The sequence below is a fragment of the Amycolatopsis mediterranei genome, assembly GCF_026017845.1.
Taxonomy (GTDB): domain Bacteria; phylum Actinomycetota; class Actinomycetes; order Mycobacteriales; family Pseudonocardiaceae; genus Amycolatopsis; species Amycolatopsis mediterranei.
In genome coordinates this window covers 8,787,699-8,811,207 of record NZ_CP100416.1, presented here as the reverse complement: position 1 = coordinate 8,811,207, position 23,509 = coordinate 8,787,699, and the positions used below count along the sequence as shown (strand labels likewise).

Below are 23,509 nucleotides of genomic sequence, written 5' to 3'. Positions count from 1 at the left end.
TACCGGGCCACCGCAGCGTGATCAGCCGGCTGCGATTGCGGAATGCCGGGAATTACGACTCGGTCTCCGGTGAATCCGTGGCGGTGTTCCCCAATCCTGCGCATTCCGCTTTCCCGGGGCTGTCTACTCCGGACGAAGGCGGGGTCCGGAGGGGCGAGTGCGGGTCCGTGATGTTTGTCACCGAACGATTCGCCGCTGTCGTACGTAGAGGGGCGGACCGGGACGCGCGGCGGCGAACGGGAGCGCTCCCAGTGCTCACATCCGTGCGTGGAACGAAAGTCGCCCTGCGACGAACGTCACGACTTACGGTGGTGGACTTTCCAAGCGCAGGCGGCGAGTGTTGACGGGTCACCGGTTCAAGATCACGTTCTCGCCACGGACTTGACGCGCCCTGGAGGGCTGCCTAACGTCGTCGCGGGCGAAGCAGACCACGGTGATGTTGATCCGGCTGGTCGGAATCCGGGTGTCGAACGCCTCGGGCGACCCGAAACCATGTACTGCCGGAAGGAAAACGGACCCAGGTGAAGCAGATTTCTCTTCGACGCAACCGGGGATCCTCGATTCGGAAGCGCGTGCTCACGATCGCGCTCGTCCCCAGTGTCGCGCTGTTGCTGGTCGGGGTGGCCCTCGCGGGCTACCTGATCTACGACGCCGTCACCGGCCGGGACTACACGAACCGCATCCGGGGCTCGGAAGCCCCGTCGATCCCCTTCCTCGCCTCCCTGCAGCAGGAGCGCCAGGCCACGCTGAGCTTGCTCGCGGGCCAGAGCAACCAGCGCGCCGTGCTCGCGGCCGTCCGGCCGAAGACGGACGAGAACGCCGCGAAGACGATCCAGTACCTCAAGGACAGCTTCGCCGACTACGACGACACCCCGCCGAGCGTGCTGAAGAACATCACCACGTTCTTCGGGCTGTACCAGCAGCTGCCGCAGAACCGGCAGGCGATCGACGGCGGCCAGATGCAGATCAACCAGGCCTTCGTCTACTACAACAAGATGATCGACCAGTTCACCGACGGCGTGGCCGGGCTCGCGCAGAACGCGCGCGGCGCCCAGAACGCGTTCGACCGGCTGACCGCCATCCCGCTGTTCACCGCGGCCGACGAGATGCAGCGCAGTGACGCCCTCGCCGCCGCCGGGCTGGCCGCGGGCGGGCTGAGCAACGACGACTTCCGGACCTACGTCGGCCAGGTCGGTGCCTACCACGCCCAGCTCGACGCGTCGGCGCCGAAGCTGATCCCCGAGGTCAAGGCCAAGTACGACGAGCTGCTGGCCAGCCAGCCGTGGCAGACGGTCAACCAGGTCGAGACCACGTTCCTGCGTGGCGACCTGTCGAAGCTGCCGGTGCCGCAGGACCAGTGGCGCACCGCCGCCCGCCAGGTCGGTTCCGCGCTGATGGGCATCTTCATCCTGCAGAGCTCCAACGCGAGCCAGGCCGCGATCAACGACGCCGACTCGACGTTCACCGAGTCGCTGATCGCCGGCGTGGTCGCGGTCCTGTTCGCGGTCTTCGTGGTGTTCGTCGCCGTCCGGCTGTCGAACCGGCTCATCGGCCGCCTGCACCGGCTGCGCGAGGACACCCTCGACGCGGCCGAGGTCCGGCTGCCCGAGCTGGTGGCGCGCGTCCAGGCGGGCGAGCCCGTCGACCTCGAAGAAGGCGGTCACTTCCTCGACCACGGCACCGACGAGATCGGCCAGGTCGCCGACGCCTTCAACAAGGCGCAGCAGACCGCCATCGCGGCCGCCATCGAGGAGGCGAAGACCAAGGAGGGCACCAAGACGGTGTTCCTCAACATCGCCCACCGCAGCCAGGTCATCGTGCACCGCCAGCTCAAGGTGCTCGACCAGGCCGAGCGCAAGCAGGAAGACCCGGAGCAGCTGGACACGCTGTTCCAGCTCGACCACCTCTCCACCCGCGCCCGGCGCAACGCGGAGAACCTGATCATCCTCGGCGGCGGCCAGCCGGGCCGCCAGTGGCGCAACCCGGTCGGGCTGGCCGAGCTGGTCCGCGGCGCGTCCGCCGAGACCGAGGACTTCGCCAGGGTCAAGACGGCCGTGCTGCCGCAGATCGCCATCCGCGGCCCGGTCGTCGGCGACCTCGTGCACCTGCTCGCCGAGCTGATCGACAACGCGACGGCGTTCTCGCCGCCGCAGTCGCGGGTCGAGATCCGCGGCAACGTGGTCGGCAAGGGCGTCGTGATCGAGGTCGAGGACCAGGGCCTCGGGCTCGAGCCGGACCAGACCGAAGAGATCAACACGATGCTGGCCGACCCGCCGGACTTCGGGATCATGGCGCTGTCGGACGAACCCCGCCTCGGCCTGTTCGTGGTCGCGCGGCTGGCCGCGCGGCACGGCATCCAGGTGCACCTGCGGGAGTCGGCCTACGGCGGCACCCGGGCCATCGTGCTGGTGCGCACCGACCTGCTGGCCCCCTTGGCGGAGACCGAGCCGGAGCAGCCGATCACCCCGCCGAAGCCGGAGCTCGTCCCGAACCCGGTCGAGCCGGAGACGATGGCCAACGACGAGGTCGCGCCGCTCAAGCGGCCGGTCCGCCGCCCGGCCCGGCACCGCACCGAGCCGCCCGCGCCGCCGGCGCCGGTCATGGCTCCCGCGGCCGTGACACCGCCGCCCGCAGCGGCGCCGCCGGTTACCGTCCCGCCGCCGGCCCCGGACCGGTCGCCGTCCACGGTGTCGACCTCGACGCTGTCGCAGGTCCCGCTGTCGCCGGCCACGCAGCCGCCGTCCGGGCCGACGCCGGTCCCGGTCGGGTCCGTGTCGGAGCCGGTGAGCCAGCCGACCCAGGCCCAGCCGGTGGCCGCGGTCCGGCCGCCCGCCCCGCCCGCCCGGTCCTCGCGCCCGGCACGGCCGTCCGCGCAGCAGCCGGTGTGGCCGCCGCAGGAGCCGCGGGCCGCGGCGACGCCCGAAAGCCGCCCGCAGCAGCCGCGCCGCCCGGAGGCGCCCGGCCGGCCGCCGCTGCCGCAACGGCGACGTCAGCAGAACCTCGTGCCCCAGCTGCGGGAAGACAAGCCCGCCCAGGAGCGTGAAGAGGTCCGGCTGGACTCGCCGGAGGTCGCCCGCAGCAGGCTGTCCGCCTTCCAGCAGGGCACCCGGCGGGCCCGAGACGAAGAGTTTTCCGAGAACGACGACAGGTACGGAGAGCGCGAGTAATGGTCAACTCAGGCGCCCACGAGCTCGACTGGCTGCTGGACGACCTCGTCAAGCGGGTCGCCGGGGCGGACCGGGCGGTGGTGCTGTCCTCGGACGGCCTGCTGATCGGGAGGTCGGGCAACCTTTCCGAGGAGGACGCCGAACACCTGTCCGCGGTGGCTTCGGCGTTCCAGAGCCTGGCCCGGGGCACCGGACGGCACTTCGGCGGCGGCAACGTCCGCCAGACGATGGTCGAGATGGACCACGCGTTCCTGTTCGTGACGGCGGCCGGGCGGGGCGCCTGCCTCGCCCTGCTCGCCCGTGAAGACGCGGACATGGGACTGGTCGCGTACGAGATGAACCTGATGGTGAAGCGGGTCGGCCAGGTCCTCACCTCGGCTCCGCGGACCGGCGCCGGCGTCCTGCCCACGTCGCCATGAGCGCACGGCACGAAGCCTGGTTCGACGACGAGGCCGGCCCCCTGGTCCGGTCGTATGCGGTCACGGGCGGCCGCACCCGGTCGGACACGCTCGGGCTCGACCTCATCACGCTCGTGGTCGCACTGCGCACCGCGCACGAAGCGGGCATGCTCGAACCGGAGTACGCGCGCATCATCGCCCTGTGCCAGCGGCCGGTCTCGGTGGCCGAGGTGGCCGCCCGGGTCGATCTCCCGCTGCCCGTGGTGAAGGTGATGCTGAGCGACCTCATCGAGCAGAACCTGGTGCTGTTCCGTACCGCGGCACCGGTCCAGGAAACCCCCAACCGACACGTATTGCAGGCGGTTCTTGATGGCATCCGGAAACTCTGACCCCCGGCGGAACCTGACCGCGACCGCGGTCAAGGTACTCATCGCCGGCGGGTTCGGGGTCGGCAAGACCACGATGGTCGGTTCGGTGAGCGAAGTGCCGCCACTGCGGACCGAGGAGGTCATCACCACCGCGTCCGAGGGTGTCGACGACCTGTCCGGCGTCGAGCAGAAGACCACCACGACGGTCGCGCTCGACTTCGGCCGCATCACGATCAACCCGGACCTGATCCTCTACCTGTTCGGCACGCCGGGACAGGACCGGTTCTGGTTCATGTGGGACGAGCTGGCGGAGGGCGCGCTCGGCGCCGTCGTGCTGGCCGACACGCGGCGCCTCGACAGCTGCTTCGCGGCGGTGGACTTCTTCGAGCGCCGCAACCTGCCGTTCGTCGTCGGCGTGAACTGCTTCGACGGCGCGTACCGCTACGGCACGGAGGAGGTCCGGCAGGCGCTCGACGTCGGCATGGACGTTCCGCTGCTGCTGTGCGACGCCCGCGAGCGCGAGTCGACCAAGCAGGTACTGACCAGCCTGATGGAACACGTGATGGCGCGGTCCGACCTCGCAGCTGCCCAGGGCGGCTACTGATCGGACCGCGCGCGTTCAGCGTCGGCGCTTGATCAAGGTGTCGAGCGCGAAGCGGCCCGGGCCGACCGCGGCGAACAGCAGGAAGATCCACGAGTAGACCGCGGCCGGCTCGCCCATGTTCTGCAGCGGCAGCAGGCCCATCGGGGCGTGCACGGTGAAGTAGGCGTAGGCCATCACACCCGACAGCAGGATGGCGGCCGGCCTGCTGGCGAGCCCGACGAGCAGCAGCAGCGCGCCGGCGAGCTCGAAAACGCTGCCCCACCAGCCGGGGAACGAGCCGAACGGGACGCCGCCGCCCTGGCCGTCGATGCCACCGAAGAAGCCGAATCCCTGCAGGCCGTGGAAGCCGAACAGGAACGAGATCACGATCCGGCTCGCGCCGACCACGATGCCGGTGACCTGGGTCTTGGCCGGGGTGGTGGTGCGGGTTTCGCGGGCGATGGTGGCGGTCATGGTGGGTTCCTTCCCTGGTTTCCCTTGCTTCTGCCTACGCGTCGATCGGGCCCCGGCCGGTTTCGACACCCTCGCGGAAAAATCTTGGAAGAGTTTCGGGAGACTGTCTTCATGGCGGGCAAACAGAGTGCCGGGCTCCTGCTCTACCGCGGCCGCGGCGAAGACGTCGAAGTGCTGCTCGGGCACATGGGCGGGCCGTTCTGGGCGAAGAAGGACGCGGCCGCGTGGTCGCTGCCCAAGGGCGAGCTCGACCCGGACGAGTCCCCCGAGAAGGCGGCCCGGCGGGAGTTCGAGGAGGAGCTGGGGCTGCCCGCGCCCGACGGCGAGTACGTCGAGCTGGGCGTGGTGAAGCAGTCGGGCGGCAAGGTCGTCACGGCGTGGGCGGTCGAGGCCGACCTCGATCCGGCCGCGGTGGTGCCCGGGACGTTCACGATGGAGTGGCCGCCGCGCTCGGGTCGTCAGCAGGAGTTCCCCGAGGTGGACCGGGTCGCGTGGTTCTCGCTGCCGGACGCCCGGGAGAAGCTGGTGAAGGGCCAGCTGCCCTTCCTGGACCGGCTGCTGGCGCTGGTCAGCGGCTGAGCAGCGCCTCGAGGGGTTTGGCGGTGAACGACGGCAGCACGACGTCCGCCAGCCCGAAGTCGAGGCTCCGGGTGATCGCGTTCGGCACGGCGACGCAGGTCAGCCCGGCGGCCTTGGCGGAGGTGACGCCGTGCGGGGTGTCCTCGAAGGCGATGGCCTCTTCGGCGGCCGTGCCGAGTGCGTCGAGCGCGGCGAGGTAGAGGTCCGGGTCGGGCTTGGCCTTGTGCAGGTCCCCGGTGAGGACGGCGTCGAAGTAGCCGTCGATGCCGAGCCGTTCGAGGTGCGGGTTCACCCACGCCCCGGACGAACTGGAGGCGACGGCCAGCTTGATGCCGTGCTCGCGCGCGGTTTCGAGGTAGCCGAGCACGCCTTCGCGCGGGCCGAGGTTCTCGAGCAGCCGGAGCACGTGCGCCCGGGTCCGGGGCCGCAGCGCTTCCGGGTCGATCCCGGGTGAGTGCTCGGCGAGCAGGGCGAACATGGCGGGCGTGGTGCGCTGGGTGCCGATGACGGCGTACCAGGCATCCAGCGGCAGTTCGGTCCCGTGTTCCCGGAAGACGGCTTGCCACGACTGCAGGACGGCGGATTCGGTGTCGGCGAGCGTGCCGTCGAAGTCGAAGACCAGGGCGCGGGTGGGCACGCCTGCACCCTGCCCGCTCGGTGATCGTTCAGGCAAGGGAGTTGTGACGAGCCCGAAAGGCCTTCATGGCCGCTTCGCCGCGCAGGGCGAAGACGACCTCTTCGACGGGACCCGGCTCGGCGGCGGCGACGGTGGTGAGCGCGATCTCCGCCGCCGACTCGAAGGGCCAGCGGTAGATGCCGGTGGAGATGGCGGGGAACGCGACGACCCGGGCGCCGAGGTCGCGGGCCACCCGCAGGGCGTTGCGGTGGCAGTCGGCGAGGAGCCCGGAGCGGTCTTCGGTGGCCGACCACACCGGGCCGACGGTGTGCACGACCCACTTCGCGGGCAGGTTGCCGGCGGTGGTGGCAACGGCCTGCCCGGTCTTGAGGCCCTTGCCGTAGTGCCCCGCCCGCAGCTCGCGACACGCGGCCAGGATTTCGGGGCCGCCCTTGCGGTGGATGGCGCCGTCGACCCCGCCGCCGCCGAGCAGCGAGGAGTTGGCGGCGTTGACGACCACGTCGACCTCGAGCGTGGTGATGTCGGCGTCGAGGATCCGGATGCGCATGGGTCCGATCCTGCCGGACGATCGGCGCCTTAGCTCAGGAAGAACTCCTTCAGCACCGGGGCCAGCGCCGGTGCCTTCACGATGTGCGTCTGGTCCGGCAGTGTCCGGTACTCCGCCGACGGCAGGACCTTCGCCAGCGACGCCACGCCGTTGCGCATCCAGTCCGGGCTGCGGCCTCCGTCGATCGCCAGTGCCGGGACCTTCACCTCCGGCCAGGCCGCCGGCAGGGGCTCGCCCGCCTGGTGCTCGATCACCAGCGCCGTGTCGTACGGGATCGTGTGGGCCACCCTCTTCAACTTGGCCCAGAACGGCATGATCCGCATCATCGCCACCGTTGCGCCGCTCAGGCCGACGCCTTCGGTCATGAACATCTTGACCGCCTTGCCGCGCTTGCCCTCCTTCAGCGCCTGGTCGAGCCGGGTCGCGTAGTCGGCCGGGACGCGGGGCCGGGAGCTGTCCACCACGAACGGTGGCTCGTACAGCGCCAGCTTCGTCACCGGGAGTCCCTGGTTCACCGCTTCGAGGGCCAGGGCCGCGCCGGAGGAAATGCCGAACAGGAACGCCTCGCCGCCCGCCTCCTTGATGAGCGCCGCGACGTCCTCGACTTCGCGCTCGACCGTGTACGGCCCGGTGTCGCCGCTCTCGCCCCGGCCGCGGCGGTCGTAGGTGTACACCGTGAAGTGCGTGGCCAGCTCCTTCGCCAGCGCGTCGTTGGGGGACGAGCCGCGGTAGCACATCGCGCCGTCCACGAGGACGAGCGCGGGGCCGGACCCGGCGCGGGTGTAGGCGATCTGGGTGCCGTCGGCAGAGGTGGTCGTCGTCATGGGGACCAGCCTGACTCCGACGCTTCGATCTGTCAAGACAAAAAAAGTTGTCGGTAGTGCCCGTTCAGGGCGGCGGAAGGGAGAACGTCAGGCGGAACGCAAGGTCAGGAGCGTGATCTCGCTGGGCGCGAAGATCCGGAACGGTGGCCCCCAGAACCCCGTGCCGCGGCTGTTGTACAGCTGCGTCTCGCCGTGCCGGGTCAGTCCGGACAGCGTCGGCTGGTCGAACCGCACCAGGTAGTGGAACGGCCAGATCTGCCCGCCGTGCGTGTGGCCGGAGATCTGCAGGTCGACCCCGGCCTCGCGGGCCTCGCGGACCTGCTTCGGCTGGTGCGCCAGGAGCACGACCGGGACGCCGGCGGGCCGGTCGGCCAGCGCCGCGGCCAGGTCGGGGCCGTGGCCGGGCAGCCCGGACGCCGTGCCGGTCGGGTCGTCGATGCCGGCGAACAGGATCCGGTCACCGTCGCGCTCGAGCAGGGTCGCGCGGTTGTGCAGGGTCTCCCAGCCGAGCCCTTCCATGTGGTCGAGCCACGCCTGTGCCTCGCCGAAGTACTCGTGGTTGCCGGTGATGTAGAACCGCCCGAGCCCGGCCTGGACGCCGCCGAGCGGGTCGACCTGCTTGCGGCGCTTGGCCACCGCGCCGTCGGCGAGGTCGCCGGCGTGGCAGACGACGTCCGCCTCGAGCGCGTTGACCGCCGCGACGACCTCCTCCGACCACTTCGTCCGGTCGATCGGCCCGAAGTGGGTGTCGGTCAGCACCGCGACGCGCAGGCCGTCGAGCCCGGGCCCGAGCCGCGGGATGGCGACGTCGACCGCCTTCACCGGCGGCACGCGCATGGCGACGCGGTGGCCGTGCACGAGCAGCCCGGCGGCGATCAGCGCGGTCGCGCCCGCGACGATCCGCGACCGCGCCGGGTCGTCGACGCCGAGCAGCGCGACCCGCAGCACCAGGCTCAGGATCGACCAGCTGAACAGCACCCAGATCACCGCGAGCAGCGAGTCGCCGAGGCGCGCGGCGGCGTCGCTCTGGTGCCGGGAATGGCCGCGGAACATCGCGAACGGCATCGTGACCAGGCCCAGCACCACCACGGCGGTGCCGGCGATCGTGCCGGCGAGGCCCCACTCCGGAGCCAGGACGAGCGTCCACCACGGGACGCCGAACAGCAGGAGCATGGCCAGGATCGGCACGACGACGAGTTGCCCTCTCATCGAACCAGGTTACAGCCCATCGGGCTGTTACCGTTTTCGCTAGTCTGGAGGGGGACGGAAGGGGGACGTCGTGCACACCTTGCTGGAGCTGGCGTTTCCCGCGTTGACCAGCCCTCTCGCGCTGGTCGCCTTCGCCTCCCTCGCCGCCGCGAGCCTGCTGGCCGTCCTGCTGGTCGGCAGCACGCACCGCGCCGAGCTCGCGCTGTGGTCGGCGCCGGTGCGCAGCCGCGCCACGGCGTTGCGCCGCCGGGCCCGGCGCGCCGAGTCGATCCGGCTCCGCGACCCAAGCCGGCCGGGCCGAAGCCGCCCACGAGCACCCGGTTCCCGCAGCACGGCTGCGTAGGAACCACTTCCGCGCAGCCATTCCGCTCACCTCCACCCCTTCCACTCATGCCCTTCTTGTTCAAGCGGAGTGCTGCCCATGTTCGGCTTTCTCGACGTGCCCGTCGAAGGCGCGTACCACCTGATCCACGTGCTCACCGGCCCCCTCTCGACGGCGCTGGCGATCGTCGTGTTCACCCTCGGCGTGCGGCTGCTGCTGCACCCGCTCGCCCGGTCGGCCGCCCGCGGCGAACGAGCGCGAACCGCCCTGCTGCCGGAGATCACGGCCCTGCGGGAAAAGCACGGCCGCGACCGGGAGCGGCTGGCCGCGGAGATGACGAAGCTGCAGCAGGAGTCCGGGACGTCCCTGTTCGTCGGCTGCCTGCCGATGCTGCTGCAGCTGCCGTTCTTCATGGTCATGTACCGGCTGTTCACCACGGCCACGATCGGCGGCGAACCCAACTCGCTGCTCGGCGCGACCCTGCTCGGGACGCCGCTGGGCGCGCACGGCCTGGCCGGCAGCCCGCTCGTGTTCGTGATCGCGGCCGGGCTCGCCGTCGTCGCGTGGTTCTCGGTGCGCCGGCAACCCGCCGCGGCCGACGTTCCGGGCGGGAAGTTGCTGCGGCTGCTGCCCTACGGCACCGTGCTCGCGACGCTCGTCGTGCCGCAGGCCGCCGGGATCTACCTGCTCACCACGACGGCGTGGAGCGCGGCGGAACGGGCGTTGCTACGACGCGGCTCGTGAGCGGCGCCAGTCCTCGACCGCCTCTTCGACGTCCACCAGCGCGACGGTGAGCGGTGGGCCGGAGAGGTGGTTGAGGTAGGCCTGCCGGATCCGCTCGTTGAGGTCCTCGACGAGCTGCCGCACCCGCCGTTCGGTGCGCTCGGCGGCGAGCTTGCCCGGCAGGTCCTGGACTTCGCGCTTGAGCGCGAGTGACGGCGGCAGCAACACCGTCGTGTCGTGCCCGCCCTTCCGGACTTCGCGGAGCACCCAGTCGGTCACGGCGTCGTTGCCGGTGGGCTTGGGCAGCGGCTTGCCGGTGCCGGGCAGGTCGTCGAACTCGCCGCGCTCGCGGGCTTCGGCGATCTGCCGGTCGACCCACCAGCGGAAGGACACCTTCGGTGGTTTGCGCCTGCTCATCTCCTCGCACCCCCTCCGTCCGCTCTCCAGGGTAATGTCCGGATGACGAGCGAGGGGACCGCATGACCGTCGAACGCAGTGGCGCCGAAGACGTCGATCGGACGCTCGCGCTGCTCTGGCGCGCCCGCGGTGGTGGCGCCGAACCGACCAGGGGCCGCCGCCCGACGCTGACGATCGAGCGGATCGTCGCAGCCGCGATCGCGGTCGCGGACGCCGACGGGCTCGCCGCCGCGTCGATGCACCGCGTCGCCAAGGAGCTCGGCGCCGGCACGATGACGCTTTACACCTACGTGCCCGGCAAGGCCGAGCTGGTGGACCTGATGGTCGACGATGTGCTCGTCGGGCGGCGGCTGCCCGGGCCGGGCGAGCCGCGCCGCGGGGACTGGCGCGAGCAGGTGGCGCTCTACGCCGAGCGGACCCGGCAGGTCTACCGCGACCACCCGTGGCTGTGCGAGGTCTCGCGCGTCCGGCCCCCGCTGGGCCCCGGCCAGCTGGCGGGCCAGGAGTACCTGCTGTCGATCATGGACGCGCTCGGGCTGCCGCCGCGGCAGGCCGTCGCGGCGGCCAACGGGATCGGCACGTACGTCGACGCGAACGCCGCGCTCGGCGCGGAGAACACCCGGCTGGAGCGCAGCACCGGCCAGTCGACCGAGGCGTGGTGGCACCAGCGGTCGTCGTTCTGGGAAAACTACTTCGTCGTCGACGCGCACCCGGCGATGAACCGCATCTGGCTCGGCGGGGGCTTCGACCAGAGCGCCAAGGCCCAGGGCGACACGGCGTACGAGTTCGGCCTGAACCGGATGCTCGACGGCATCCAGGCCCTGGTGGACTAGCGCCGGCTGCGCCACCGCAGCCGGCGTCGCTCCTGCTGGGGGACCTCCGCCGGAGCCGCCGAGGCCGCGCGCAGGACGTCCCGGCAGACCGGGTCGAACCGGCCGGGTTCTTCGATCATCGGCGCCGCCAGCACGACGTGCCCGCACACCGCCCGGAACCGCCCCTCGTGCCGTCCCACCGCGAACTCCTCTTCGGTGACGGCATGGGTGTAGCCGTCGGTGTCGCAGCGGATGTGCACCAGGAACGGCTCCACCGGCCTCACCCGGCCGAGCTGGTCGAGGTGGTTTCGGTGGGGGCATCCGTCGAGTTGGCCGGGGCGGCCGCCGTCGACGACGGCGGCGGGGTGGTGGTGCTCGTCGTCGACGGCGGCGGCGTGGTCGGGTCGGTCGAGGGCGGGGTGACCGGGTCCGAGGACGTCGGCGTGGTCGGCGTGGTCGGGGACGTGGGCGACGTCGAGGTGGCCGGGTCCGGCGTGCTGGGCGTCGTCGGGGTGTTCGACGGCGTCTCCGTCGGCGGGGTGTCGACCGGCGGCGCGGGCGGGGCCGGGACGCCGACCGGGGACCCGGCCGCGGCGGCGTCCGGGGCGTTCGGCACGCCGATCGGCACCTGGCTGTCGGGCAGCTGGGCCACCCCGCCGCGGTAGGCCGTGGCCCAGGCGAGCACGGTGTCCACATAGGACTGCGAGTTGTTGTAGCGGCGCACGGCAATCCGCTGGCCGGCGTCGGTGGAGAGGTCGAGGCCGCCCGAGCACAGGTAGCGGGCGGTGGCCAGCGTCTCGTCGTAGATGTTGTTCGGGTTGGACACGCCGTCGCCGTTGCCGTCGGAGGCGTAACCGCGCCACGTCGACGGGATGAACTGCGTCGGGCCGACCGCGCGGTCCCACACCGCGTCGCCGTCGTACTTGCCGCCGTCGGTGTCCGGGATCGCGGCGAACGCGCCCGCGCCGTTGAGCACCGGGCCGAGGATCGGCTCCAGCGTGTCGCCGTTGGCGTTGACGTACCCGCCGCGGGCGTGGTTGGACTCGATCCGGCCGATGCTGGCGATCAGTGCCCAGTCGAGGTGGCAGTTCGGCTGTTCCTTGGCGAGGATGTTCGCCGCGTTCTGGTACGCCTTGAGCATGCTCGCCGGGATGCCGAGCGACCCGGAGATGCCGGCGGAGCCGGCCCGCCCGCCGGGCACGACCAGCGGTTCGGGCAGCGGCGGCTGGGGCAGGCTGCCGTCGACCGCGATCGGCGGCATGACGATGTTCGGCTGCTGCTGCGGCGGAGCGGCGGCGACGGCCTGGTCCGGGAGGCTGTCGCCGGTCTTGGCCACCACGACCGGCGCCGGCAGGCCCGTGGTCAGCGTCGGCAGCACGACGAGCGCCCCACCCGCGAGCGCGGCGGCGGTCCGGCGGACCGAACGCGCGCTCGTGCGACGTGGCCGGTGCTTGGGCATGGTCGTCCCCGCTTCCCTCGATCTGACGCTGATCGCCTCACCCGATCGGCCTCACCCACCGGTACTGACCGGTAGGAGCAAGCTATCCGATGGAACCAAACTTTGGCGAATGCCACAGCCAAATCGACTCCTGATGGAGAAGTTCGTCTGGATGGCATAAAACCTTCGTAGGAAATCTGTCAGATTCACCAGGACTTAACCGGGTGGTGCGGACAGTTTGTCCGACAGGACACCGGGCACGGTGAGCCCCCGGTGCGTCACGTCCGAGGAAAACCGCCGGACGAGCGAATCCGACGGCGTCGCGGTGAACGTCACGACGTCGCGGTGCAGCGGAGGCTTCAGCCGCCGCAGCGCCCCCGGGAAGGTCCGTGTCAGCGCGGTGGTCGGGACGAGTGCCACCCCGAGCCCCGCCGCCGCGAGCTGGGCCGCCGTCGCCGCCTGTCTCGTCCGCATCACCGCGTCCAGCACCGTCCCGCTCCGCGCCGCCTCCTGGTCGAGCCAGCTGCCAAGACCATTGTCCCGGTGGTAGTGCACCACCGGAATGCCCGCGAGGGCGGTCATCGGGACGGCCGTGCGGGCGGCGAGCGGGTGGTCCGCGGTCAGCGCCACGACGATCTCCTCGCGCCCGACCACCTCGGCGGACCCGGTCCAGCGGCTCGGCCGCGGCCCGACCGCGATGTCCGCTTCGCCCGTTTCCAATGCTTCGGCCAGCGCGTCCGCACTCGTGGTCTCGGTCAGCGTGATCAGCACTTCCGGCCGGTGGCGGTGCCAGGCGCGCAGGACGGGGGCGAGCAGCCCGGCGGTCATGCTCTCCGCGCACGCGACGCGCAGGGTGCCTTCGCCGCCGCCGGCCACCGCGCGCCCGGTCCGGACCACCCGCTCGGCGGCGGCCAGCGCCGCCCGCGCGTCCGCGAGCACCGCCCGCCCGGCGGCGGTCGGGCGGACTCCGCGAGGCAGCCGTTCCAGCACCGGTGTTCCCAGTTCACGTTCCAGCGCGCCGATCTGGTGGGACAGCGCGGGCTGCGACAGGTGCAGCCGCGCGGCCGCCTCGGTGATCGAGCCCGCGTCCAGGACCGCGACCAGGCACTCGAGCGCGCGCAGCGTAGGCATTCGTGAATTCTATCGCAGCAATCGAAAACCTTCGGATCGCGACGGGATTGTTCCGGGGCTGCCCGGCGCTGAACGCCGTGTGCGAGACGAAAGGAGCACGGAGATGTCGTTCGAGGGAAAGCGGCTGGTCATCGTGGGCGGCGGCTCGGGGATCGCCCGGCGGATCGCGTCGGACGCGCACGCGGCGGGGGCGGAGGTGATCTGGGCCGGGCGCAATCCGGCGGCGCTGGCGGAGCGTGGCGTCCGGGCCGCGTTCGTGGATCTCGGTGAGGAATCGTCGTTGAAAGCGCTTGCCGAGGAAGTGAGCGAAGTGGACTTCGTGGTCTCGCTCGCCGCGGCCCCGGCGAACGGGCCGGTCACGGCGCTGGAGCGGGCCGCGGTCGCGCGGGCTTTCGAGGCCAAAGTGGTCGGTCCCCTGATGCTCGCCAAGCACTTCGCGCCGCGATTCCGCGAAGGGGGCGCCATAGTGTTGTTCTCCGGCGTCGCCGCCTGGCGCCCGGCACCGGAAAGGACGGTCATGGCGACCACGAACGGCGCGGTCGCGTTCCTCGCCGAAGCGCTCGCCGTGGACCTCGCGCCGGTCCGGGTCAACGCGATTTCCCCGGGCATCGTCGACTCGGGTGCGTGGGACCGGCTCGGCGAGGGGAAGGCGGAGTTCTTCCGGCGAACCGCGGAGGCGAATCCGGCCCGCCGGGTGGGCCGGCCCGAGGACGTTTCGGCGGCCGCGCTGCACCTGCTGGCGAACCCGTTCGTCACGGGTTCGGTGCTGCATGTGGACGGTGGCGGCCGGCTCGGGTGAGCGAGCCTTTACACGGACTTGAAGCGTTCCTATGATCGGCCGTCCGGACGCGTTGCCGCCCGTCCGGACAGCCCAGGTGGAGGGTTCGATGGCACGTAGGGCTCCGCGCCGAGAGCAGGTCACCGTCGCCGAGCTGCTGGTCCGGTCCGACGCAGCGCTTGATCGTTACCGCGACGAGGACACCGTCGTCTTCCCGCGGGTGGCGCGCCACCGGGAGAAGCCGCAGGTCTTGCGGTCGCTGACGCGGCTGCGGATGTTGTCCGTGGTCGCGGGCGCGCTGGCGCTGACGGGCGGAGTCAGCGCGGCGGTGTCGATGCCGTCCTCACGCGACGTGGGTGCGGCCTGGCCACCGGTCGGCTTGGAACCCCCGGCGGTGGCGCTGGTCCCGCTGCCGGCGGACGTCGTCGTGCCGCCGGCCAAGCATGCGTCGCCGCCGGCTCCCGTGACTCCGGAATCCGTAGCGCCACCGAGTGACCCGTCCGGAATTTCCCCGGCAGCCGTCGATCCGGAATCGAATTCCGTCAGCCCGGCCGCGCACCGCGGAACCCTGGCGCGCGCGGTGAAGATCGTCGACAAGGTGAAGGCGCCGGTGAAGGCGAAATTGCAGCCGCCGCAGCCGCAGCAGGCGGCGCCGGTGCGCCACGAGATCCCGGACATCCCGCTCTGGTCGCGCGGCCGCCCGGGAACCCCGGACTGGCCGGCGATGTGGGGTGGCCGCCGCCCGGCCGGCTTTTCCTTCGGTGAGCACCACCAGGGATGCGGCGGCGGTGGCCGGCACCGCCGCTGAGGTCAGGTGCCGAGCGGAATCTGGTACTGCATGAAGCCCTTGTCGAGCGCGACCTGGTCGTAGAGCCGCCGGGCGGTCGCGTTCGACGTTTGCGTGTGCCAGTAGACGCGCACGCATCCCCGCGCTCGAGCCCAGCCGGCAACGGCTTCGATGAGGGCGCGCCCGGCCCCGCGCCCGCGGGCGTTGGCGTCGGTGAAGAGATCCTGCAGGTAGCAGACGTCGGCGGAGGTGGTGCTGGCGTGCGTGAGGAAGTGGACGATGCCGACGAGTTCGCCATCGGCCCACGCCCCGAGGGCGTGCATCCGCTCCCCGTCGGCGAACTCGCGCCACGCCCGGTCCACGAGTTCCGGCGCGAGGGTCCTGCCGTAGAACGTGTTGTAGCCGGCGAACAGGTTTTCCCAGGCAGTGCGGTCTTTTTCGGTAAGGCCCCCAATGGTGATCATGAACGAAGGCTAACGCGCGGGGGACATGTACCGGACACAACTCACCAGTAAGGTGACGAACCCGAATCAAATTCATAGAATCGCGGAGCCCGGGTCGGCAAAGCAGCGGAGGTTCCTGATGGCGCGCACGGCGCACCGTGCCAGTGGCAGACGCGTCTCGGTGGGGGAGCTGATGCTGCGGCCGGATGTCCGTGGCCGCCGGCGCCCTGAGGATTTGGAAGTGCTGGAGCTGGCCTACCGCATGCGCCGCCGAATCGGCCCCGAGGCGGCGGTGCAGGTACCGTCCCCGGGAGCCCGAGCATTGGCGGCGGTGACCGCCCTTTGGCGGCGCCGGCCTCGGTAGGCCTTCGCCGGGGGCCCGGTGTTCGTTGGCGGACTTTCTGGCTGGTCACGCGCGCGAGTGGGTGGGTTGGCCGCCGGTGGCGGGTCGCGGCCGGAGCGGTGGTGACGGCGGCGCTGGAGGGTGCGGGGCCCTGGTTGCCGGATGGACGGTGAGGGCCCGCCGGGTGCGGGTGCGCACTGTCAGCTGCCGGGCTGTGCGGCTGCACCGTTGGTGCTTGGGGCGCGCCTGCTTCGCCTGCGGGGCTGGGGTCGGCGGCGCCGCGGTGCCTTGAGCGCCGGGCCCTTCGCGGTGGTGTGGAGGAGCTCGCTTCGCTCGCGGGGCTGGGGCCATTGGTAGCGCTTGCGGGCGGGCGCGCGGTGGGTGCAGATGTGCCCGGCCCCCACCGGAGGCTGGAGCGTGGTGCTGGCGCGGCCGGTCGACACCGTGCGGGCTGTGGCCGGAATCGGGCGCCTTCGTCTACGGCTGGGAAGTGGGGCCGTTAGCGGAGTTTGTGCGGCGCGAGTGTCTTCGGCGGGTCGCGTGGGTGTGGGCCCGTAGCCGTGTGGCTGCGGGCCTTTCCCGTGTTCAGGCTGCGAATGGGAGTGGTTGGTGGAGGTTGTTGCGCCTGGGTTTTCGGCGTTTGTCGAGGAACGCTGGTGGGAGGAACTCTGGGAGGCCGTCGGCGGCGATGCGGACTTGCCAGCCGGAGCGGTGCAGGAGCCGGTGGTGGTGGGCGCACATCAGGACCAGGTTGGTGAGGTCGGTGGGACCGCCGTCGGCCCAGTGGCGGATGTGGTGGCCTTGGCAGTGGCGGGGTGGGCGGTGGCAGCCGGGGAACGCGCAGCCGCGGTCGCGTAGGTACAGGGCGCGGCGGAGCCCGGCGGAGATCAGGCGGCGGAGGCGGCCGAGGTTGAGGGGTTCGCTTTTCTCGCCCAGGACGGCGGGGATGATCATGCTGTCGCAGGCGTGCACCCGTGCTTCCGCGGCGGACATCTCGCCGGTGTCGCCGAGGGTGGCCGTCCCGACCCCGGTCTTCAGGTCTGCTAGCGACACCGCGACCATCACGTGGGCTCGTTCCCCGGCTTGCGTGGGCAGGTCTGGGGAGTTGAGGGCGAGGTCGATCGTGTCGGAGAAGGCGTCGCCGTAGCGTTGGGGCAGGGTGCGGTGGTCGGGGCCCTCGTCGCTGGTGCGGCGCTCGGCGATGGCGTCGAGCACAGCACTGGCGCGGGTGCCGGTCTCGTCGTCGAACGTGCCGTTCAGTTCCCAGATGCCGGTTCTTTTGCGGCGCAGGAACAGTTCCCGGGTGGGGGTGGCGGGTTCGGTGGTGGCGGGTTCAGTGCCGTCGGGGTTCAGGTGGGCCAGAATCCTGGCGCCGAGGGCGGCGACCTGTTTGTGTCCGGCGTCGGCGGCGAATGACAGGAGATTCTGCTCAACGCCGGCATGGTGCTCGGGCGGGACCTGGGTGAGGACACCGGTGATCACGTCGATCATCGGGGTGCTCAGCTCCCCAGCGCGCGCGGCAACACCGGTCGCAGGGGCGAGAGCGGGAATCGGGCTGCCGTCGAGGTTGCGGCCCGGGTGGAGAGCCCGGGCGCGTTTCACCATCCGTTCACCGGCCTGCTTCGGGATGTCGGCGAGGTGCTCCAGCAGCCGCGCGGCGGAACGGTAACCGAACAGCTCCATCACTCCGCGCTGCTCGATTTCTACCAGCAGGGCACCAAGTTTCGCTTCGGCAGCCCGCATGCACGCGACCAGCTCACCGATGCGGTCGGCGAGGACCACCGCATCGGAGGGGAGGGCCGCGTTGTCGGTCATAACTCAAGATTACCGAGGATCGAACACCAGTTCATCACACGAAAGGGGTAACTGTTCAGGCCATTTCGATAGTGGTTGGCAGCCAAGGGTTTCCGGTGATGGCGTCACGGAGTGTGGTGATGAGGTGGAGGCTGTGCTTGCGGGCGGTGGAGATGTAGCCGCGGACGCGTAGCCAGGCGTCGGCGCCGTGTCGGGTGCGCCAGCCGCCGGAGATCTTCAGCTGGGCTTTGATCATGCGGAGGTCGCGTTCGGCTTGGTTGGTGGTGAACGGGACGGTGAGGTCGCGGGCGAACAGCAGCACCTGGTGCCGGTAGTCGCGCAGGCGACGTGCAGCCACCAGTTCTTCCCCTCGACCCGGATGCCGGTTTCGTCGAAGTGCGCCACCGGCGCTGCCCGTAACGCCTGCTCGACCTGCTCGGCGAACTCGCCGAGGTTGGTGGCTACCGGGGTGAGCACACCGGCGACCCAACCGGTCGACACCGGCAGCCCGAGCAGGTCCGCCAGCAGCTGCGCGGTCCGCGCGACCGGGATGTGCTGGTAGGTCAGCAGATAGACCGCCAACGCGGTCACGTTCGGTCCGTAGCAGGCGGGCGCGGTCGCCTCGGCCGGCGCGGGCGCGGTCGTGACATGACGGCATCCGCGGCACCGCAGCCGGTGCAGGCGATGCTCGGTCACCGACGGACGCACCGGCGGCAGATCCACCACCTGCCGCCGGACCATCCCCACACGGTGAGCGCGGCGCAAGGCCTCGCCGCAGCCCGAGCACGCCGACGGCGCGTGGTCGAGGATCCTGTCCGGATCGTCGACCAGGGACAGGGTCGCTCCGGGCGTGCCTGGCTGCTTGCCCTGTTTGCGTCCGGACTTGCCGCAACGACTTGGGGGCGGGCTTGCTGAACCGGTCCGACGATGGTGCCATCGAGGAGTTACCCCGAGTTGGTGCCCAACCGGCGCTTGAGGGCGGCGACTTCGGCCCGCAACGCGGTGATCTCCTCCCGCGCACGAGCGAGCTCCACCGCCTGCGTTGCGACCAGCGCGGCCAGCTCGTCATACGACGGACGAACACCCTCCCCCACAACAAGATCATCCCACAGGCCCGCTCACCGCCCGAAAACAGCCTGAACAGTTACCGAAAGGGTGTAAAGGATAAACCACTGTCCGGACCCTGGAACACCGGAAAGTCCGGCAGGGCAAACGAAAGCGTGGCGAGCCGGTTTCAGAAGCCGATCGTCGAGGGCGGCTGTGCGGCCAGCGCCGTCACCGGTGGCTCGACCGCTGCGCAGTGCGTGCCCGGTGCCGGCAGCTTTCCGGTGATCAGGTAGTCGTCGGTCGCCTTCGTCACGCACGCGCTGTTCTTGAAGTACGCGCCGTGGCCCCAACCGTCGTAAGTCAGCAGCGTGTTGCCCGTCTGCCGGGCCACCGCCTGCGACCACGCGTACGGCGTCGCCGGGTCGTAGCGGCTGCTCAACACCAGCAACGGAGGCGCGCCGTGCACCTGCAGCGGGTGCTGCGGGTTGCTGGTGTGGTTCGGCCAGCCGATGCAGCCGGTGACCGCCCGCCAGCCCAGGGAGTTGACCTTGACGTCCGGGGCGAACGCCGCCGCCACCCGGCGATACGTCTCCAGCTCCGCGAAGTTGTGCACCGGCATGCGCCAGTCGTCGCAGAACACGCTCTGGAAGACGTAATTGATCGGGATTTCGCCGCGCAGCCGGGCCGATGCGGCCGGTGCCGTGCCGTCCGCCAGCGACTTGAGCACGTTCGCGAGCCTGCCCCAGCTCGGGGTGTAGAAGTTGCCCTGGAAGATCGACGCGAGGTCCAGCGGCTCGATCACCTCTTCGCTCTGCGGATCCTTGAGCTCCCCGCGCGCGGCCTTGTCCTGCAGGTCGCGGGTCAGCTTGGAGACGTCGCGGCCGTGCAGCGCGCAGCTCGGCGTCCGGTTGCACCACGCCACGAACTCGCCGAACTCCGCTTGCACCGAGCGGGTTTCGCTGATCAGGAACTCGGCCGCGGTGGACTGCGAGTGGTCCATGTTGCTGTCCAGCACGAGCGCGCGGATCTTGTCCGGGAACAGCTCCGCGTACTGCTGGCCCATCAGCGTGCCGTAGGAAACGCCGTAGTAAGTCAGCTTCGGCTCGCCGAGCGCGACGCGGATGGCGTCCATGTCCCGCGCGACGCTCTTCGTGTCGCCGAACTGCCCCAGTGGCCCGGAAAGGCGGTTGCAGCTCTCGCCGAGCTTCCGGTTGTACTCCGCGAGCTGCTCGAACTCGGCCTGGTTGCGCGGCATCCGCGGGTGGTCGGCGATCAGCTCCTCGAGCCCGCACGAGATCGGAGTGCTGGCGCCGACACCGCGCGGGTCGAACCCCACGGTGTCGAAGCGCCGGGTGATCTCGGGCGAGAGAGACCAGCCGGTCTTGACCTGCTCGGTGCCCGAGCCGCCGGGGCCGCCCGGGTCCATCAGGACCGAGCCGATCCGGGCCTGGGGGTCCGTGGCTTTGCGCCGCGCGAGCGCGACGGACGTGGTGCCGTGGTCCGGGTGGGCCCAGTCCACCGGCACGGTCACCGCGGCGCAGTCGACGCCGGGCGCGTCGGCGCACGGCTGCCAGTCGACGGATTCCGCGGCCGAAGCGGGCGTTGCCGCCAGCAGGCTCCCCAACACCGCCGTCACCGCCGCGGCCGTCACCAGCCGCTTGCGCACCCCCGCCATCGCCGTCCTCCCCCTCACCGACAGTACTCGACCCACTCCAGCAAATCACCGTTCCGATGATCCCGCCAGCTTCCCAGGTGAGTCACCCCTTCGCGTCCACTGTGGACGCTCGGCGGAGCCGGGCCGCGGCCAGCACGCCGAGCACGCACAGCACCGCCAGGACGCCGAAGGCCCAGCCGAACCCGGTCGCCGGGCCGGCGCTCAGGCCCTGGGACAGCACGATCACGCACAGCGCGCCGCCGAGTGCGCCGCCGACGCGCATGACGATGTTCACCAGCGCGGTCGCGTGGCCCAGCTCGCCGGCGCCGACCGACGCGTACGCCGCCGTCGACGCGGGCATGATCGAAAGCCCGAGCCCGGCGCCGCGGACCAGGAGCAGGGCCTGGATCAGCCACATCGGCGAGTCCGGGCCGAGCCACGGGAACGGCAGCGTGCTCGCCAGCACCACCAGTGACCCGGTGAGCGCGACGGTGCCGCCGCCGTACCGGTCGGTGAGCCGCCCGGCCACGAACACGAACCCCGTCGTGGCCAGCCCCATCGGCGCGAGCAGAACCCCGGTCTCGGCGGGCCCGGCACCGAGCCGGACCTGGAACCACAGCGGCAGCAGCAGGACCGCGCCGAACATCCCGGCGCCGCCGAGCAGCACGGACGCGAGCGCGGAACCCAGTACCGGCCGTGCGGCGAGCCGCAGCTGCAGCACCGGATGGGTGGTGCGCAGCGACCACCAGGTGAACAGGCCCATGACGGCCGTGCCGATGGCCGCGAGAGCGATGTCGAGCGAGCTGGGGGTGGCCAGTTCGGTGAGCGCGTACACGAGCAGTGGCAGGCCGAGCGACACCATGGCGAGGCCGCGCCAGTCCATCGGCGGCGGCTGCTGCCGGTCGCCGCGCGGCACGTACCGCAGCGCCAGGCCGAACGCGAGGAGCCCGAGCGGGAGGTTCAGCCAGAACAGCACCGGCCACGAAAAGTGCGCGAGCAGGAAGCCGCCGACGCTCGGCCCGACGACCGGCGCGAGCCCGACCACGAGCGCCAGCGTGCCCATGGTGCGGCCCAGCCGTTCCGGGCCGACGGCCAGCCCGATCACGGTCTGCCCGGCGGTGACCATGACGCCGGCGGCCATGCCCTGCACGGCCCGGACGGCGATCAGCGTGCCCGCGTCCGGGGCGAGGGCGCACGCCACCGACGTGAGCAGGAACGCGGCCAGCGCGCCGAGCCACAGCCGTCCGGCGCCGAACTTGCGCCCGAGCCACGGGGTGAGCGGGAGCGCGGCCGACAGACCCAGCAGGTACGCCGTCGCGACCCACTGGATCCCGACGAGGGCGACGCCGAGGCTGTCCCGCATCGATTCGAGCCCGACGGCGACGATCGAAGCGTCCATGTTGCCCAGGAAGCCGCCCAGTGCCATCACCCCGGACGCGATCCAGACAGTGCGCGGGATCGGCGGCGGCGCGGTGCGGAGATCGGTCATGGTGCCGACGGTAAAAGTTCCAGGAAGGTTGAAGTCAACCTGGTCCGTTCCGGTTACCGGGACGGCCGAGCCGGACGGGCCGGCGCTCCGGTCACTGGGCCGACCGGCGGAAGACGACGCTCCGGCTGCCCGCGCCGAGTCCCCGGTAGTGCTCGAGGGCGGCCACCGACTCGGTGACCTGCTCGAAGCTGGGCAGGGCGCGCACGTTCGCCACCAGCGTCATGTCCTTGCGCGGGATCTCGACGAAGCACACCTCGACGCCGGCGTACTCGGCGAGGGCGGCCACCTCGGCCTGCCAGGTGGGCAAATCGAGCTCGTCACCGAGCCATTCGTGCAGGTAGACACACCACTTGCCGCGCAGCAGCTCACCCGCGATGGCTTCCAGGCCGACCACGTACGGCTCGGTCACGTGCTCGGCCATGACCGTTCCCCGCAACACCAAGGCACTGATTCCCTCCTGCACCCGGCGGTGACCCCTACCGCCGGAAAGCGCTCTCTCGGCGGTGGCCTCCCCGCTCCGCCGAGCAGCGCAAACCCCGGTGACCGATGACCGAACACCGGGGCCCGTCAACTTACCGGTGGATTTGGTTCCCAGCAACCGTTTCCCGGAGATCACGGAAAGCGCGTGCACAATCGGCGTGCGGATGCACGCTCATTTCAGCCGGGTGCGCAGCAGGTTGGGCGATCCGCCGAAGTAGGCGCTGTCGGCCACGTACAGCGTGTTGCCGCGCACGGCCACCGACGTCGGGTTGGCCAGCCCATCCGAAATGGACAGGATGGTCCGGACCCCGTCGCGGCCGACGGTGACGACCCGGTTCTCCTGGTTGACCGCCGCGACGACGTCCTCGCCGTGGAAGGCGAAGTCGTCGACCGGCCCGAGACCCGAGGCCACGACCCGGCCGGGTGCGCCGCTGAGCGGGAACCGGACGAGGGTGCCGCGATCCAGGTTGGACACCCAGAGCGCGCCGTCGTGGACTTTCACGCCGTTCGCGCCGAAGCCGCCGACCGGGGCGAGCAGTTCGCCGGTGGCCCAGTCGGTGACCCGCCCGGTGCGCGGGGAGACGCGCCGGACTACCGAGCCGAACGAATCGGCGACGAAGATGTCACCGCTGGCGGGATCGCGCGCGACGCCGTTCTGGAAACCGGCCGGCGGCAGCGCGGCCACCTGCACCGGCGCGGCGCCGGGGCGCACGCGGTAGAGGCCGGTGGCCGCCGTGCCGGTCGAAACGGCCACGTACAGGTCGCCGCCGGGGGCGCGGACGATGCCGCCGAGGAATAGTTTCCGGTGCACCACCGGGACGTCGCCGTCGGCGGGGACCGGGATGCGGGCGAGGACACCGATCTGCCCGCCGGGCGTGACCCGGCCGATTTCCCCGGTGTAGGCGAAGGTGAGGTCGGCGGAGCCGTCGGGCTCCAGTGCGATGTTCTCGGGCTGCTGCCCGGCGGAGAGGTCGAGCGGGATGATCCTGGACGCCGCTTGGGCGGGTGCGGCCGGAACGGCCAGTGCGGCGGCCGCGGCCAGCGCGACGCCGATCTGCTTCATGC

27 protein-coding genes and 2 pseudogenes are annotated in these 23,509 nt (G+C 71.3%); 10 read left to right on the top strand and 19 right to left on the bottom strand.

The features are described 5' to 3' along the window. Positions 1-572: 572 nt before the first annotated feature. Genes ISP_RS39720 through ISP_RS39705 form a run of 4 tightly spaced genes read left to right on the top strand, consistent with a single transcriptional unit; the run spans position 573 to position 4,537 of the window. The gene (locus tag ISP_RS39720) at positions 573-3,167 is read left to right on the top strand and encodes a sensor histidine kinase (RefSeq protein ID WP_013229429.1); all 2,595 of its coding nucleotides are present in this window, start codon (positions 573-575) and stop codon (positions 3,165-3,167) included. Next, positions 3,167-3,586 (top strand): roadblock/LC7 domain-containing protein, encoded by a 420-nt coding sequence (locus tag ISP_RS39715; protein ID WP_013229428.1) that lies wholly within the window; start codon positions 3,167-3,169, stop codon positions 3,584-3,586. The genes ISP_RS39720 and ISP_RS39715 overlap by 1 nt, the downstream gene beginning before the upstream one ends. Further along, a complete protein-coding gene (locus ISP_RS39710; RefSeq protein ID WP_004561733.1) occupies positions 3,583-3,954 on the top strand; it encodes a DUF742 domain-containing protein in 372 nt (123 codons plus the stop codon). The genes ISP_RS39715 and ISP_RS39710 overlap by 4 nt, the downstream gene beginning before the upstream one ends. After that, positions 3,935-4,537 carry a GTP-binding protein gene (locus tag ISP_RS39705; RefSeq protein WP_004561734.1) on the top strand — a complete coding sequence of 201 codons (603 nt, stop codon included), beginning with the start codon at positions 3,935-3,937 and terminating at the stop codon, positions 4,535-4,537. The genes ISP_RS39710 and ISP_RS39705 overlap by 20 nt, the downstream gene beginning before the upstream one ends. A gap of 15 nt (positions 4,538-4,552) precedes the next feature. Here the strand turns inward: ISP_RS39705 and ISP_RS39700 are convergent, their stop codons facing one another. Further along, positions 4,553-4,990, bottom strand: a complete 438-nt coding sequence (locus ISP_RS39700) for a DoxX family protein (protein WP_013229427.1) — start codon at positions 4,988-4,990, stop codon at positions 4,553-4,555. Positions 4,991-5,101: 111 nt separating this feature from the next. Here ISP_RS39700 and ISP_RS39695 point away from each other — a divergent pair, with 111 nt between their 5' ends. Next, positions 5,102-5,569 carry an NUDIX domain-containing protein gene (locus tag ISP_RS39695; protein WP_013229426.1) on the top strand — a complete coding sequence of 156 codons (468 nt, stop codon included), beginning with the start codon at positions 5,102-5,104 and terminating at the stop codon, positions 5,567-5,569. Here ISP_RS39695 and ISP_RS39690 read toward each other — a convergent pair. From ISP_RS39690 to ISP_RS39675, 4 genes are all read right to left on the bottom strand, one after another. Next, positions 5,559-6,206, bottom strand: coding sequence for an HAD family hydrolase (locus ISP_RS39690; protein ID WP_013229425.1), 648 nt, complete (start codon positions 6,204-6,206; stop codon positions 5,559-5,561). The two genes, ISP_RS39695 and ISP_RS39690, sit on opposite strands and share 11 nt — an antisense overlap. A gap of 28 nt (positions 6,207-6,234) precedes the next feature. Next, a complete protein-coding gene (locus ISP_RS39685) occupies positions 6,235-6,753 on the bottom strand; it encodes an O-acetyl-ADP-ribose deacetylase (RefSeq protein ID WP_013229424.1) in 519 nt (172 codons plus the stop codon). A gap of 29 nt (positions 6,754-6,782) precedes the next feature. Then, the gene (locus ISP_RS39680; protein WP_013229423.1) at positions 6,783-7,577 is read right to left on the bottom strand and encodes an alpha/beta fold hydrolase; all 795 of its coding nucleotides are present in this window, start codon (positions 7,575-7,577) and stop codon (positions 6,783-6,785) included. Between the two features lie 87 nt (positions 7,578-7,664). After that, positions 7,665-8,786, bottom strand: a complete 1,122-nt coding sequence (locus tag ISP_RS39675) for a metallophosphoesterase (RefSeq protein WP_230468567.1) — start codon at positions 8,784-8,786, stop codon at positions 7,665-7,667. A gap of 70 nt (positions 8,787-8,856) precedes the next feature. Here ISP_RS39675 and ISP_RS39670 point away from each other — a divergent pair, with 70 nt between their 5' ends. Then, positions 8,857-9,129 (top strand): DUF6412 domain-containing protein, encoded by a 273-nt coding sequence (locus ISP_RS39670; protein ID WP_013229421.1) that lies wholly within the window; start codon positions 8,857-8,859, stop codon positions 9,127-9,129. Between the two features lie 78 nt (positions 9,130-9,207). After that, the gene (locus ISP_RS39665) at positions 9,208-9,852 is read left to right on the top strand and encodes a YidC/Oxa1 family membrane protein insertase (protein WP_013229420.1); all 645 of its coding nucleotides are present in this window, start codon (positions 9,208-9,210) and stop codon (positions 9,850-9,852) included. Here ISP_RS39665 and ISP_RS39660 read toward each other — a convergent pair. Next, positions 9,835-10,248 (bottom strand): DnaJ family domain-containing protein, encoded by a 414-nt coding sequence (locus ISP_RS39660; protein WP_013229419.1) that lies wholly within the window; start codon positions 10,246-10,248, stop codon positions 9,835-9,837. The genes ISP_RS39665 and ISP_RS39660 overlap by 18 nt on opposite strands. A 62-nt stretch (positions 10,249-10,310) precedes the next feature. Between ISP_RS39660 and ISP_RS39655 the strand changes: the two genes are divergently transcribed. Beyond that, a complete protein-coding gene (locus ISP_RS39655) occupies positions 10,311-11,081 on the top strand; it encodes a TetR/AcrR family transcriptional regulator (RefSeq protein ID WP_013229418.1) in 771 nt (256 codons plus the stop codon). Here the strand turns inward: ISP_RS39655 and ISP_RS39650 are convergent. The 3 genes from ISP_RS39650 to ISP_RS39640 form a co-directional block, all read right to left on the bottom strand. Next, positions 11,078-11,335, bottom strand: coding sequence for a hypothetical protein (locus ISP_RS39650; protein ID WP_013229417.1), 258 nt, complete (start codon positions 11,333-11,335; stop codon positions 11,078-11,080). The two genes, ISP_RS39655 and ISP_RS39650, sit on opposite strands and share 4 nt — an antisense overlap. Before the next feature lie 5 nt (positions 11,336-11,340). Continuing rightward, on the bottom strand, positions 11,341-12,519 hold the full coding sequence (locus tag ISP_RS39645) for a lytic transglycosylase domain-containing protein (RefSeq protein WP_013229416.1): 1,179 nt from the start codon (positions 12,517-12,519) through the stop codon (positions 11,341-11,343). A 195-nt stretch (positions 12,520-12,714) separates the two neighbouring features. After that, entirely contained in the window at positions 12,715-13,629 is a 915-nt protein-coding gene (locus ISP_RS39640) for a LysR family transcriptional regulator (RefSeq protein WP_013229415.1), read from the bottom strand. 103 nt (positions 13,630-13,732) lie between these two features. Between ISP_RS39640 and ISP_RS39635 the strand changes: the two genes are divergently transcribed. Beyond that, positions 13,733-14,428, top strand: a complete 696-nt coding sequence (locus ISP_RS39635) for an SDR family oxidoreductase (RefSeq protein ID WP_013229414.1) — start codon at positions 13,733-13,735, stop codon at positions 14,426-14,428. An 88-nt stretch (positions 14,429-14,516) separates the two neighbouring features. Beyond that, positions 14,517-15,215 carry a hypothetical protein gene (locus tag ISP_RS39630; RefSeq protein WP_230468566.1) on the top strand — a complete coding sequence of 233 codons (699 nt, stop codon included), beginning with the start codon at positions 14,517-14,519 and terminating at the stop codon, positions 15,213-15,215. 2 nt (positions 15,216-15,217) lie between these two features. Here the strand turns inward: ISP_RS39630 and ISP_RS39625 are convergent, their stop codons facing one another. The 10 genes and pseudogenes from ISP_RS39625 to ISP_RS39585 form a co-directional block, all read right to left on the bottom strand. Beyond that, entirely contained in the window at positions 15,218-15,658 is a 441-nt protein-coding gene (locus ISP_RS39625; protein WP_013229412.1) for a GNAT family N-acetyltransferase, read from the bottom strand. Positions 15,659-16,565: 907 nt separating this feature from the next. After that, positions 16,566-17,795 (bottom strand): HNH endonuclease signature motif containing protein, encoded by a 1,230-nt coding sequence (locus tag ISP_RS39620; protein ID WP_014467670.1) that lies wholly within the window; start codon positions 17,793-17,795, stop codon positions 16,566-16,568. Between the two features lie 55 nt (positions 17,796-17,850). Continuing rightward, positions 17,851-18,030 carry a transposase gene (locus ISP_RS39615; RefSeq protein WP_013229410.1) on the bottom strand — a complete coding sequence of 60 codons (180 nt, stop codon included), beginning with the start codon at positions 18,028-18,030 and terminating at the stop codon, positions 17,851-17,853. Between the two features lie 3 nt (positions 18,031-18,033). Continuing rightward, positions 18,034-18,132, bottom strand: a pseudogene (locus tag ISP_RS48435) (hypothetical protein); the annotation flags it as partial. Positions 18,133-18,219: 87 nt separating this feature from the next. After that, positions 18,220-18,584, bottom strand: a pseudogene (locus tag ISP_RS39610) (IS66 family transposase zinc-finger binding domain-containing protein); the annotation flags it as partial. Positions 18,585-18,718: 134 nt separating this feature from the next. After that, a complete protein-coding gene (locus ISP_RS39605; RefSeq protein WP_014467668.1) occupies positions 18,719-18,868 on the bottom strand; it encodes a hypothetical protein in 150 nt (49 codons plus the stop codon). A gap of 140 nt (positions 18,869-19,008) precedes the next feature. Further along, on the bottom strand, positions 19,009-20,496 hold the full coding sequence (locus tag ISP_RS39600) for an alpha/beta hydrolase (protein ID WP_013229408.1): 1,488 nt from the start codon (positions 20,494-20,496) through the stop codon (positions 19,009-19,011). A gap of 82 nt (positions 20,497-20,578) precedes the next feature. Further along, a complete protein-coding gene (locus ISP_RS39595; RefSeq protein ID WP_013229407.1) occupies positions 20,579-21,964 on the bottom strand; it encodes an MDR family MFS transporter in 1,386 nt (461 codons plus the stop codon). 91 nt (positions 21,965-22,055) lie between these two features. Continuing rightward, entirely contained in the window at positions 22,056-22,385 is a 330-nt protein-coding gene (locus ISP_RS39590) for a hypothetical protein (RefSeq protein ID WP_034284543.1), read from the bottom strand. A gap of 231 nt (positions 22,386-22,616) precedes the next feature. After that, entirely contained in the window at positions 22,617-23,507 is an 891-nt protein-coding gene (locus ISP_RS39585) for an NHL repeat-containing protein (RefSeq protein WP_013229405.1), read from the bottom strand. Between the last annotated feature and the right edge of the window lie 2 nt (positions 23,508-23,509).